General features: G+C 37.5%; 11 protein-coding genes. 7 read left to right on the top strand and 4 right to left on the bottom strand.

Features of this window, described 5'->3' with window-relative positions; all coding sequences use genetic code 11:
• Positions 1–90 precede the first annotated feature (90 nt).
• Positions 91–1,179, top strand: a complete 1,089-nt coding sequence (aroG, locus tag LIX50_RS03565) for a 3-deoxy-7-phosphoheptulonate synthase AroG (protein WP_048953551.1) — start codon at positions 91–93, stop codon at positions 1,177–1,179.
• Positions 1,180–1,248: 69 nt separating this feature from the next.
• Here the strand turns inward: aroG and LIX50_RS03560 are convergent, their stop codons facing one another.
• Complete coding sequence (locus LIX50_RS03560) at positions 1,249–1,689, bottom strand: LexA family protein (protein WP_048953553.1); 441 nt, start codon at positions 1,687–1,689, stop codon at positions 1,249–1,251.
• Between the two features lie 287 nt (positions 1,690–1,976).
• Here LIX50_RS03560 and sstT point away from each other — a divergent pair, with 287 nt between their 5' ends.
• The 3 genes from sstT to LIX50_RS03545 all read left to right on the top strand — a co-directional run bounded on the left by sstT (position 1,977) and on the right by LIX50_RS03545 (position 4,504).
• Positions 1,977–3,221 carry a serine/threonine transporter SstT gene (gene sstT, locus LIX50_RS03555; RefSeq protein WP_048953555.1) on the top strand — a complete coding sequence of 415 codons (1,245 nt, stop codon included), beginning with the start codon at positions 1,977–1,979 and terminating at the stop codon, positions 3,219–3,221.
• A gap of 120 nt (positions 3,222–3,341) precedes the next feature.
• Positions 3,342–3,950, top strand: coding sequence for an NAD(P)H-dependent oxidoreductase (locus tag LIX50_RS03550; RefSeq protein ID WP_048953556.1), 609 nt, complete (start codon positions 3,342–3,344; stop codon positions 3,948–3,950).
• Entirely contained in the window at positions 3,950–4,504 is a 555-nt protein-coding gene (locus tag LIX50_RS03545) for a molecular chaperone (RefSeq protein ID WP_048953558.1), read from the top strand. The genes LIX50_RS03550 and LIX50_RS03545 overlap by 1 nt, the downstream gene beginning before the upstream one ends.
• Before the next feature lie 47 nt (positions 4,505–4,551).
• On the opposite strand, the gene LIX50_RS03540 is transcribed toward LIX50_RS03545, so the two are convergent.
• Positions 4,552–5,106 carry an NAD(P)H nitroreductase gene (locus tag LIX50_RS03540; protein WP_048953560.1) on the bottom strand — a complete coding sequence of 185 codons (555 nt, stop codon included), beginning with the start codon at positions 5,104–5,106 and terminating at the stop codon, positions 4,552–4,554.
• Positions 5,107–5,203: 97 nt separating this feature from the next.
• On the opposite strand from LIX50_RS03540, the gene sppA reads away from it, so the two are divergent.
• A complete protein-coding gene (gene sppA, locus LIX50_RS03535; RefSeq protein ID WP_048953562.1) occupies positions 5,204–7,057 on the top strand; it encodes a signal peptide peptidase SppA in 1,854 nt (617 codons plus the stop codon).
• A gap of 65 nt (positions 7,058–7,122) precedes the next feature.
• Here the strand turns inward: sppA and mnmC are convergent, their stop codons facing one another.
• The gene (mnmC, locus tag LIX50_RS03530; RefSeq protein ID WP_048953563.1) at positions 7,123–9,135 is read right to left on the bottom strand and encodes a bifunctional tRNA (5-methylaminomethyl-2-thiouridine)(34)-methyltransferase MnmD/FAD-dependent 5-carboxymethylaminomethyl-2-thiouridine(34) oxidoreductase MnmC; all 2,013 of its coding nucleotides are present in this window, start codon (positions 9,133–9,135) and stop codon (positions 7,123–7,125) included.
• Between the two features lie 148 nt (positions 9,136–9,283).
• Here mnmC and fabB point away from each other — a divergent pair, with 148 nt between their 5' ends.
• Positions 9,284–10,504: a beta-ketoacyl-ACP synthase I gene (fabB, locus tag LIX50_RS03525; protein ID WP_048953564.1), complete on the top strand. Its 1,221-nt coding sequence runs from the start codon at positions 9,284–9,286 to the stop codon at positions 10,502–10,504.
• A gap of 66 nt (positions 10,505–10,570) precedes the next feature.
• On the opposite strand, the gene LIX50_RS03520 is transcribed toward fabB, so the two are convergent.
• Positions 10,571–10,834, bottom strand: coding sequence for a GrxA family glutaredoxin (locus LIX50_RS03520; RefSeq protein ID WP_005628952.1), 264 nt, complete (start codon positions 10,832–10,834; stop codon positions 10,571–10,573).
• 116 nt (positions 10,835–10,950) lie between these two features.
• Between LIX50_RS03520 and LIX50_RS03515 the strand changes: the two genes are divergently transcribed.
• Complete coding sequence (locus LIX50_RS03515) at positions 10,951–11,859, top strand: RimK family alpha-L-glutamate ligase (RefSeq protein WP_048953566.1); 909 nt, start codon at positions 10,951–10,953, stop codon at positions 11,857–11,859.
• Positions 11,860–11,906 lie beyond the last annotated feature (47 nt).

The raw sequence follows: 11,906 nt of genomic DNA, 5'->3' as shown, positions 1-11,906 counted from the left end.
AAAACATAATGAACTAGTTTACTAGTACAAAAAATAAGTGTAGAGTAACAACATAATTAAACACAACATTTGAAAGCAAGAGAGTGATGTATGGCTAAAGAAAAAATTGAAATTGTCGTGGCAAACGATGATACGCGTATTGAGAAAGTCGATCAGGTTTTACCGCCCATTGCCTTATTAGAAAAATACCCCGCTAGTGAATATGCGGCTAAATTAGTAAAACAAACGCGTCATGAAGCACATAATATTATTCATGGTAAAGATGATCGTTTATTAGTGATTATTGGTCCTTGCTCTATTCATGATCCTAAAGCGGCAATTGAGTATGCAAACCGTTTAAAACCATTACGTGAAAAATATAGAGATAGCCTTGAAATTATTATGCGTGTGTACTTTGAAAAACCACGTACAACGGTGGGCTGGAAAGGTTTAATTAACGATCCGTATTTAAATGATACTTATCGTTTAAATGATGGTTTACGCATTGCACGAAAATTACTTTCTGATATTAATGATTTAGGTGTGCCATCTGCTGGTGAATTTTTAGATATGATCACGCCACAATATGTTGCAGATTTTATGAGCTGGGGCGCAATTGGGGCGCGTACGACTGAATCACAAGTTCACCGTGAGTTAGCTTCAGGTTTATCTTGTGCTGTTGGGTTTAAAAATGCAACTAATGGGGGAGTGAAAGTCGCTTTAGATGCAATTGGCGCAGCAGAAGCCCCTCATTATTTCTTATCTGTAACCAAATTTGGTCATTCTGCGATTGTTTCTACAAAAGGGAATGAAGATTGCCATATTATTTTACGCGGCGGTGATAAAGGACCAAACTATAACGCTGAAGATGTGGCAAAAGTTTGTGCGGATATTGAGAAGTCTGGTCATATTCCACATGTTATGGTTGATTTCAGCCATGCAAATAGCTGTAAACAATTTAAAAAACAAATGGACGTTTGCCAAGATGTATGCAATCAGATTGCATCTGGTTCTAAACAAATCTTTGGCGTAATGGTGGAAAGTCATTTAGTGGAAGGCCGTCAAGATTTAGTTGATGGTAAAGCGCAGACTTATGGACAAAGTATTACAGATGCTTGCATTGGATGGGAAGATTCTGAAATTCTTCTTAAACAGCTTTCTGATGCGGTGATTGCTAGACGTAAAGTGAAGAGTAATTAATTGAAATATAATCTAGATACTAGATAGAAGTGCGGTTGATTTTCACCGCACTTTTTTATTCGCCTTTAACTACGCAGCCCATTTCATTTTATCGCGACGTTTCATTTGATGAATCGTATTGGTTACGGTGCCGACAATGGGTAAATTCGACCAATCTTTGGTATTTATATTTGGTGTAGTGGAATCCAATGCCATGAAAAGGTAATTGCCGCTATGCGCCATAAATTCATAGACATGAAATTCGTTATTTTCTTCTAGCACAACAAGATCACCTGAATAAAGATCGTCATTTTTTTCAACGACTAGCATATCTCCACTTTCAATCCCCCAAGCTAACATATTTGGATTGGTTACATGAATAAAACAGGTTTGCTTTGGACGTTTGATACAATAAAGATTCAAGTCTAGTTTTTTATTGAATTTAAGGCTGTCATCCATATCACTGAAAAAAGGCAGTGGATTATAAGAAAAATCCATTTCATATTGCGCAGTCAAAGTTTGGTTGTTCATTTTCTTATCTCCTGTTAAATAATATGGATAAATAACCTTTTACCTTGTTTTTTTGTACAGTTAAATTTTACTGGTGTTTCATACAGGGTGTCAATAGCTTAAATAAAAAATTTTTTTATCAGTATGTTTTTAGAAAATATCTAACAAATTTAGAAAAAAGTTCATTTATTGGATGACAAATAACAAAAAATATTTTCTTTCGATAAGAATTTACGCTATCTTTAATCTCCTCATAGGTGGATTGGCGACAATCTGAAGTTAAATTTATTAAAAAGAAAGATAAAAGTATGAACACATCTCGTTTATTTCGTCTGTTATTCCAGGGCAATTTAGTAAAAAGAATTGCAACTGGTTTAGTTCTAGGGATCATTATTGCGCTCGTTGGACCGGCACTTGAAGGTGCTTTAGGTTTTAATATTGCGGAAAAAGTAGGCGTTTTAGGTACCATCTTTGTTAAAGCATTGCGTGCTGTTGCGCCAATTTTGATTTTCTTCCTTGTTATGGCTGCGCTTGCAAACCGTAAGATTGGTACGAAAAGCAATATGAAAGAAATCATTGTGCTTTACCTTCTCGGTACATTCTTAGCAGCGATTGTTGCAGTTATTGCAGGTTTCGTATTCCCAACGGAAGTGGTTCTTGCAACGAAAGAAGATGCAAGCTCAGCGCCACAAGCTGTTGGCCAAGTTTTATTTACCCTTATTTTAAATGTGGTAGACAATCCATTAAATGCGATTTTCAAAGCAAACTTTATTGGTGTATTAGCATGGTCTATCGGTTTAGGTTTAGCGTTACGTCATGCATCTGATGCAACTAAAAACGTGTTATCTGATTTTGCAGAAGGTGTATCAAAAATTGTTCATGTCATTATTTCTTTTGCACCATTTGGTGTATTCGGTTTAGTGGCTGAAACCTTATCTGATAAAGGTTTAGTCGCATTAGGCGGTTATGCGCAGTTACTTGCAGTATTAATCGGTACAATGTTATTTACTGCTTTTGTTATTAACCCAGCATTAGTTTATTGGAAAATTCGTCGTAATCCGTACCCATTAGTATGGACTTGTGTACGCGAAAGTGGTGTAACCGCATTCTTTACACGTAGTTCTGCGGCAAATATTCCAGTGAATATTGAATTAGCAAAACGTTTAAACCTTGATGAAGAAACTTATTCTGTTTCTATTCCATTGGGTGCGAACATCAATATGGCGGGTGCTGCAATCACGATCACAATTTTAACGTTAGCTGCAGTACACACATTAGGTGTGGAAGTCTCTTTTGTTAGTGCGATTTTATTAAGTATCGTCGCTTCTCTTTGTGCTTGCGGTGCATCTGGCGTGGCGGGTGGTTCATTATTATTAATCCCATTAGCATGTAGTTTATTTGGTATTTCTGATGATGTAGCAGCACAAATGATCGGTGTTGGTTTCATTATCGGTATTTTACAAGACTCAACTGAAACCGCATTAAACTCATCAACTGACGTATTATTTACTGCGGCAGTATGTATGGAAGAAGAACGTAAAAATGCAGCATAATGATGATGCAAATAATAGAGCGGGCTATGCCCGCTTTTTTTATGTGATTTTATATGCAAAGTGCGGTCTATTTTGATAGACTTCTGCCACCTTTTATTTCCTTACAAGTAGATAAGAAAAATGAACCACTTAATTATTTTTGCTCATCCTAATTCAGCGCGTAGTTTTGGACGATCGATTGCCAATCGTATTGAGCAAATTAGTGAAGAAAATGGTGTAAATGTATTTTTTCGTGATCTTTATGAAATAAATTTTAATCCAATTTTATCTCATGAAGAATTGCAGAATGCTAACAAAGGTATTATTCCAGAAGATATTCAGCAAGAGCATGATTTTATTCTTCAAGCGGATTTAATTACGTTGGTTTATCCCCTTTGGTGGATGGGATTTCCATCAATTTTGAAAGGCTATTTAGATCGCGTATTAAGTCACGGTTTTGCCTATAAAACTGAAAACGGTGAATCAGTGGGATTACTCAAAAATAAGCAAATGCAGCAATTTATTACCATTGGTAGCAATCTCGATAAATATAGAGAATTTGGTGTGGATAAATCTCTCAACCATTGTTTAATTAATGGATTATTTAATTACTGTGGTATTGAAAATGTCGAGTTTGAATTATTCGGTGATATTCATTTAATTGATGATGAGGCGCGTAAAGCAATGATTGAACTTGCCGCTCAAAAAACAAAAGAAAAATTGACCGCACTTTTAAAGGAAAAAGCGTAATGTCTGAAAAACAAATTAATAATTTTTCATTAATTAGTCGATTATTCGGTAATCTTTTTTATCGTTCTCCTACCGATGAAGTACTTGCAGGTGCGTTTGCTTGGTTACAACAAAAAGGTTTAAGTCAAGTTTGGGCGTTAGATACTGATAAAGAAAGTGAATTAGCGCTGAATAGCCTACAAGCTAAAATTGATCTCGATTTATTGAACGAAGAGTATCAAAAATTATTTGGTACCCATGGTAAAGTCATGATCTCTATTTCAGCTTATGGAATTGATGTTGAAGAATTTATGAATTTTCGTCTTGTGCGCAATATGCCAGAGGTGGAAAGTGCGGATCATTTTGCTTTATTATTGCTTACCGCCTCTTGGCTTGAAGATAATTCGGATTCTTTAGTGGCTCAGCAAGAATTCTTTGAAACTTTTTTATTACCTTGTGCGGCGAAGTTTTTAACTCAAGTAGAAACGCAATCAACATTGCCTTTTTATCGTGCATTAGCCCTTCTTACACGAGAAATATTGGCAGCGATGGTGGATGAATTAGAAGAAGAGTAGAGCAATATTTTGCCTTCCTCAGAGTTTCGAGGAAGGCAAGAAATGTTTTATAGATAGGTTACAAAATCTTTGGTATCGATAACTCGGCATTCGCGTTCTGCTTTCTCTATACCCGTGCCAATCATGACTAATGCAATCACACGATCTTGTTCACGACATCCGAAAGCTTCTCGTAATGCAGTGCCATTAATCCATTTCCCTGAAATCCACACATTATCAAATCCTTGTGCTTGTGCAGCCAACTGTATTCCGTAAGTTGCACAACCTGCACTTAGCATTTGTTCCCATCCTGGTACTTTTGCGATTGTAGGATCAACTTTTGCTACAACACCGATTATCATAGGTGCTCGATGGGCTAAATTTTCAGCTTTCTTTAATTTTTCTTCACCCAAATCAAATTCTACAACGGCAGCTTTAAGTAGCGTTTCTAATTTATTTAAGCTCTCGTTTTCCATTACAATAAAATGATAAGGATGTAATTTTCCATGATCAGGTGCACGCATTGCTGCTTGAAAAATTTGTTCTAATTGTTCAGCATTGGGCGCTGGTGCGGTTAATTTTTTATTTGATTTTCTTGTGGTTAAGAGGGTAAGTGCATCCATTTTATTGTTCTCTGTCAACAAAAGTGCGGTAGATTATAGCATAGTTTTTGACAAGGCTTTGTGATACGCTAGCGTAAATTTTTTAAAGGTAATTCGTATGTTTAGAGTATTAAAATTATGTTGGAAAGCGCTGTGTTTCATTCGTGATCTCGTGATGAATGTGGTGTTTCTAGGTTTTGTCCTATTGCTAGTGGCGATTATTAGCTTTTCAAGCGCTGGAAAAAAATCTACAACATTAACAGGGGAAGGCGCATTATTACTGAATTTAGATGGTTATTTAGCGGATAATCGTGATGAAGCACTTCGTTGGCAAGATGCGTTAAGTGAATTGAACGGTGAGTATGTATCAAGAAAAATTTCAACATTTGATGTTGTGTCAGCGATTGAGTATGCGCAACAGGATCCTCAAATTAAAGGATTAGTGCTCGATCTTAATCATTTTGAAGGAGCTGATTTACCTGCTTTAGATTTTATTGGTGCAACGATTAATCGCTTTAAAGAAAGTGGAAAACCTGTTATTGCTTATGCAGATAATTATACACAGGGGCAATATTATTTAGCCAGCTTTGCGAACGAGATTTATCTTAATACAATTGGTCAGGTGGATATCCATGGGCTGGCGCAAGAGAATTTATATTTTAAAGATATGCTCGATAAATTGGCAGTGACACCACATATTTTTCGCGTAGGAACTTATAAATCAGCAGTAGAACCTTTTATGCGCAACGATATGTCAGTTGAGGCAAAAACGAATATGCAGCGCTGGTTAAATTTAATGTGGAATCACTATACCTCAATGGTAAGCGAAAATCGTCATATTGAATCAAATGAACTGTTGCCTGCGGCGAAACAATATTTATCTGAATTGAAAACATTGAAAGGGGATTCGACACGCTATGCGCAAAAACGTGGTTTGGTGACCCATTTGACAACACGTTTTGATTTAGAGAAAAAATTAACCGCACTTTTTGGCAAAAATGCAGATGGGGAAGCTAATTTAGTTGCATTTGATGATTATTTAACACAATTCCCTGATCGTTTAACACCACAGGATAATTCGCCAAATAAAATTGCCGTAGTGAATGTGGAGGGCACGATTATTGATGGGGAAAGTGATGAAGAAAATGTCGGAGGAGATACCATTGCGCGTCTTTTACGAAAAGCTTATGACGATAAAGCTGTAAAAGCGGTGATTTTACGCGTTAATTCTCCAGGTGGAAGTGCATTTGCTTCGGAAATTATTCGACAAGAGGCTGAAAATTTACAGAAAATTGGTAAACCTGTTATCGTATCTATGGGAGCAATGGCCGCGTCGGGTGGTTATTGGATTTCATCTACTTCAGATTATATCATTGCCGATGCAAACACCATTACGGGTTCTATTGGTATTTTCGCGATGTTCCCGACTTTCGAAAATAGCATTAAGAAAATAGGTGTGAATGCTGATGGCGTTTCAACTACTGAATTAGCCAATACATCCGCTTTTTCTCCGTTAGCAAAACCAGTGCAAGATATTTATCAAACAGAAATTGAGCATGGTTATGACAGATTTTTGGAAATTGTCAGCAAAGGCCGTCAAATTTCAAAAACACAAGTAGATAAACTTGCTCAAGGTCAGGTTTGGTTAGGAAGTGATGCATTCCAAAATGGTTTAGTAGATGAGATTGGTTCTTTTAATGAAGCAATCAATAAAGCTGAACAATTAGTGAATCAACGTCAAGAAAAAGCAATGGAATCTTTTAGCGTAGAATGGTTGATAGATGATGATAGCAATAGTTTTGTAAAGACATTATTACACGATACGAAAAAAACAACGCAACGTGCTTTTGCTAGCTGGATAGGGATACCAGCTCCAATTCAAAAATTACAAAAGGAATTGAATGTATTAACTAAATTTAATGATCCTAAAGGACAATATTTGTATTGTTTGAATTGTGGAAGCGTGAAGTAAAATTTACGTTTATTATGTTAACAGCACAAGTTTAATACCTGTGCTGTTATTTTTTTGAAGTAAAATTATTCCACGATGCTTCCTTTCAACCACTTTCTCACCCAAGCTCGGTTAGCTGAAAGGTTATGTAATATAGCTTCGCTTATTGGTAATGGCTCGCCATAAATGATTGAAGCTAAGGTTTCACCTAATAGAGGGGCGGAGGTAAGCCCACGAGAACCTAAGGCTGCCGTTAAGAAAAGATTATTAAAATTGGCCGCACTTTGAATAGGTTGTTTACGACGGCGGAGGTTGAATAAATTGTAATAATCCGCTTGTTGCTGCTCAAAATGGGGCACGTTTCCCACCATTGGGGCAAGATCTCTTACAGAGCAGCGGATGCCTACCCGAGCGAGATTACCTGATGTATCCACATCTTGAGTCCAAGCTTGAGCGATATTTTGTTGGAGTTTTTGTTGATTTTCTTGTTGTTCTTGCTCGCTAAAATGGCGATCAACGTTATCACGAACATGGCTTGCTCCGATGCAATGTGAGGTTTTTAATTGATCGGCTGGGGTGAGATAACCATCATAACAAAGCACAGATTTCAGTTTGAGTAAGTTTTCTGATGTTGGAATTTGGCTGACTTGCCCGCGGATAGGATAGAGCGGTAGCTTTTCTGTTTGAACAAAATCAGTAATTTTATATCCATTCGCAAGAATGACGACTTCATGGCAGTATTTTTGACCTTGCGTATTTTCTAGTTCCCAATTATTTTCTTGTTGAGAAAGTGCGGTAATTTTTTGTGAGGTTTTAATGACAACACCCTGCTTTTCAAGAAATGAAAAGGCATTTTGAACAAATTGTCTTGGTGCAAGCCAAGCCCCTTGTTCAATCCAACCTCCTTCGCAATTAAGCGGTAATCCCACTTTTTTACTGAGTTGTTCAGCATTCAGCATTTGGAAGATTTCGTTCGGTAAACCAAGCTGAGAAATTTTTGTTAATTTAACCGCACTTTTTTCGTTGTAAGCACATAGTGCTACGCCACAAAATTCGTGTTCAAACGCTATGTTTTGTTCGATTGCCCAATCAAGTAATTGGCGACCGTAACTGAAAGCGTGCAGGTAAAAATCAACGGTGAGCCCATTATCATCGCTAAGTTGCGGATAAAATGCGCCTTGTTTATTGCCTGAGGCATTGAGTGCGAGCGCGTCATCCTCACAATAAATAGTGACTTTTGCCCCACGTTTTACTAAGGAAATAGCTGCACAAAGGGAAGCAACACCTCCGCCGATAATAGCGACATCTTGTTTTTCCATTTTCGCATGCTGAGCGAGATACCAAGGTGTAGAAAGTACGGTAGATTTTGATTGTATTTTTAGCCCACTTAAGCATTCTCGTTTCTTGCCGAAGCCTTTACGTTTTGTCACATTAAAGCCAGCGGATTCAAGTCCTTTTCTGACCGCACTTGCTGCGGTGAAGGTAGCAAAAGAACCATTGGGTTTCGTGAAACGAAACATCAAGTTATAGAGATCATCATTCCACATTTCAGGGTTTTTGCTTGGCGCAAAGCCATCTAAAAACCAAGCATCAATATGTTCATTCATATAATCGCCAAGTTGTGGCAAGTTTTCTGACACATCACCAAACCATAAATCTAACGTTGTCTCTCCAAAATGAATTCGATGACAACCTAGAATCAATGAAGGCCAATAACGTTGCAAATGAGCGCTTAAATCTTCAAACTGCGGATAGGCAAGGTGAGCTTGCGAAAGTGCGGTGATTTTTAGTGGATATTTTTCAAAGGAAATAAAATTTAGGCGTTTTAAAGGATGATTCTCGTGTTGCTGGCGAAATTTACGGAATAATTGGGTTGCTGCAAAGAAATTTAATCCTGTACCAAATCCCGTTTCAGCGATGACAAAATTAGCTTCTTTGTGTGTTATCCAACGTTCCCAAAGTTGATTACCTTGTAGAAAAACATAATCTGTTTCTGCCAATCCATTTTCGTTAGAAAAATAGACATCATCGAATTGATCTGAGACGGGAATATGGTTTTTATTGAAGTGAATCTCAGCATGTTGGACGCTAAAAGTCATTTTTTATTCCTTCCTTGCCTAATGAAATTTGCATATAATAACGCGATTTTCTGAACTGGTCGAACAAATGAATTATTGCTTGAAATATTTTTATTTCGTAGTAATTTTGAGCCGTTATTTTTATATATAAAACAATAAGGAAGAAGCAATGAGAAGAGCTGTAATTACAGGCTTTGGGATTATTTCAAGTATCGGTAACAACAAAGAAGAAGTATTGGCTTCATTAAAAGCAGGGAAATCAGGTATTGAAGTTGTGCCTGAGTTTGTTGAAATGAATATGCGTAGCCATGTTGCCGGAACAATCAAATTAAACCCAAGCGAGCACATTGATCGTAAAGTGTTCCGTTTTATGGGTGATGCAGCAGCTTATGCTTATCTTTCTATGCGTGAAGCGATTGAAGATTCTGGCTTAACAGAAGATCAAGTTTCTAATGATCGTACCGGTTTAGTGATTGGTGCAGGTACGGGTTCTGCACATAATCAGTTAGTGGCGTGTGATGCAGCTCGTGGTCCTCGTGGTGTAAAAGCGATTGGTCCTTATGCGGTAACGAAAACCATGGCATCAAGTGTTTCAGCTTGTTTAGCTACACCTTATAAAATTCGTGGTGTGAACTATTCAATCAGTTCTGCTTGTGCAACTTCTGCGCATTGTATTGGTCATGCGGTTGAGTTAATTCAATTAGGCAAACAAGATGTGGTTTTTGCGGGTGGTGCGGAAGAATTATCTTGGGAATGTGCTACTGAGTTTGATGCGATGGGGGCTGTTTCAACTAAATATAATGAAACGCCAGAAAAAGCATCTCGTGCTTATGACGCAAACCGTGACGGTTTCGTGATTGCTGGTGGTGGTGCTGTTGTAGTGGTTGAAGAATTAGAACATGCACTTGCTCGTGGTGCAAAAATCTACGCTGAAATTGTCGGTTATGGTGCAACTTCTGATGGTTACGATATGGTGGCACCAAGTGGTGAAGGCGCTGAGCGTTGTATGAAACAAGCAATGGCAACTGTCGATACCCCAATTGATTACATCAACGTACACGGTACATCTACACCAGTAGGGGATGTGAAAGAATTAGGTGCAATCAAAAATGTGTTTGGCGATAAAATTCCAGCGATTTCTTCAACTAAATCAATGACTGGTCACTCTTTAGGTGCGGCGGGTGCACACGAAGCAATTTACACGTTATTAATGTTGGATAATGATTTTATTGCACCAAGTATTAATATCGAAACCTTAGATGAAGCTGCTGAAGGTTGCAATATCGTTACTGAGACGAAAGAAAATGCAGGATTACAAACTGTCATGTCAAATAGCTTTGGTTTTGGTGGTACGAATGCAACATTAATTTTTAAACGTTATAACGGTTAAAATTAACCTATGAAAAAAGCCACTTTCAATTGAACGTGGCTTTTTTGTATAAATTAAAAAGAAAAATTAAGCAACGATACCAAATTGTTCTTTCATTAATGCTTCAAAATCAGTGCAACCACCGATTGGTTTTTCATCAATAAAGATTTGTGGTACGGTTTCTACTGGTTTACCAACAGATTTTGATAAATCTTCTTTAGTAATGCCTTCTGCGTGAATATCCACATAACGATAGTCAAAATCAGCAACTTCGCCTTTTAATTTTTCAGCAAGGTTTTTTGCACGCACACAGTAAGGGCAGCCAGGACGACCAAAAATAACAACGAACATAATATTTCCTTTTTTGAGTTAAAAATTCTAGGCAATTCTACCTGATTTTTATCGTCTACATAAAGTGTTTTTATTCGTGTAATATACGGAACATCGTAGACAATGAGTTAAATATTATGAAATTACTAATGCTTTGCCGCGAACCTCGTCTTTACAGTTGCCAACGCTTAAAAGAAGCTGCGAAACACCAAGGGCATGAGATGGATATTTTAGATCCGAATCGTTGCTTATTAAAACTCTCACAAAATCCACCGCACTTTCAGATTTTTTATCAAGAAAATTCCGAGTCGAAACCTTATTTATTGCCTGATTATGATGCCATTTTGCCTCGATTTGGCACAACGAGTACGCAAATGGGATGTGCAGTCTTACAGCATTTTGAAGGCAAAGGGGCTTTTTGTTTAAATTCATCTCAGGCATTTTTAAATGCGCGTGATAAATGGAAAAGTTTGCAAGTGTTGTTGAATGCAGGTGTTCGAGTTCCCAATTCACTTTTAAGCGGCGGTGAAGTGTTGGCTCAGGCGACGGTATCTCATATCAGTTCACCGACAATTTTAAAAACGCTAAATGGTTCACAAGGAATTGGGGTAATTTTGGCTGAAAAACCACAAAGTGCGGTGAGCATTATGGAAGCTTTTAAGCAAAGCAATATATCTATGTTGCAGCAAGATTTTATCGAAGAAGCGGGCAATGCGGATATTCGTTGTTTTGTGATTGGTGATCAAGTTGTGGCAACGATGCAGAGAATTGGACAAGATGGTGAGTTTCGGGCAAATTGTCATCGTGGCGGAAAAACCGAAAAAATTACCCTAAGCGATGACGAGAAACAGATAGCCATTAGAGCAACAAAAGCTATCGGTTTAGATGTAGCTGGTGTGGATTTAATTCATTCAAAAAATGGATTATTGGTTTTAGAAGTGAATGCAAGCCCAGGCTTAGAAATGATTGAAAAAACAAGCGGGATTGATATTGCCACTCAGATAATTGTTTATGTCGAAACGGCTATAAGCTGTCATGTGAAATAGTATTACTGCTATATTTGATAATAAAAGCGCGTGTTAGTATTCCACGC

The sequence above is a fragment of the Haemophilus sp. Marseille-P9675 genome (genome assembly GCF_916862695.1).
Classification (GTDB): Bacteria; Pseudomonadota; Gammaproteobacteria; order Enterobacterales; family Pasteurellaceae; genus Haemophilus; species Haemophilus haemolyticus_K.
Note: the sequence above shows the minus strand (reverse complement) of the source record. Positions and strands in the feature narration are given on the sequence as shown.

Bases quoted from the DNA above. Each gene is read 5' to 3' on its own strand.
- aroG (WP_048953551.1), top strand. From the start codon at position 91: ATGGCTAAAGAAAAAATTGAAATTGTCGTGGCAAACGATGATACGCGT.
- LIX50_RS03560 (WP_048953553.1), bottom strand. From the start codon at position 1,689: ATGAACAACCAAACTTTGACTGCGCAATATGAAATGGATTTTTCTTAT.
- sstT (WP_048953555.1), top strand. From the start codon at position 1,977: ATGAACACATCTCGTTTATTTCGTCTGTTATTCCAGGGCAATTTAGTA.
- LIX50_RS03550 (WP_048953556.1), top strand. From the start codon at position 3,342: ATGAACCACTTAATTATTTTTGCTCATCCTAATTCAGCGCGTAGTTTT.
- LIX50_RS03545 (WP_048953558.1), top strand. From the start codon at position 3,950: ATGTCTGAAAAACAAATTAATAATTTTTCATTAATTAGTCGATTATTC.
- LIX50_RS03540 (WP_048953560.1), bottom strand. From the start codon at position 5,106: ATGGATGCACTTACCCTCTTAACCACAAGAAAATCAAATAAAAAATTA.
- sppA (WP_048953562.1), top strand. From the start codon at position 5,204: ATGTTTAGAGTATTAAAATTATGTTGGAAAGCGCTGTGTTTCATTCGT.
- mnmC (WP_048953563.1), bottom strand. From the start codon at position 9,135: ATGACTTTTAGCGTCCAACATGCTGAGATTCACTTCAATAAAAACCAT.
- fabB (WP_048953564.1), top strand. From the start codon at position 9,284: ATGAGAAGAGCTGTAATTACAGGCTTTGGGATTATTTCAAGTATCGGT.
- LIX50_RS03520 (WP_005628952.1), bottom strand. From the start codon at position 10,834: ATGTTCGTTGTTATTTTTGGTCGTCCTGGCTGCCCTTACTGTGTGCGT.
- LIX50_RS03515 (WP_048953566.1), top strand. From the start codon at position 10,951: ATGAAATTACTAATGCTTTGCCGCGAACCTCGTCTTTACAGTTGCCAA.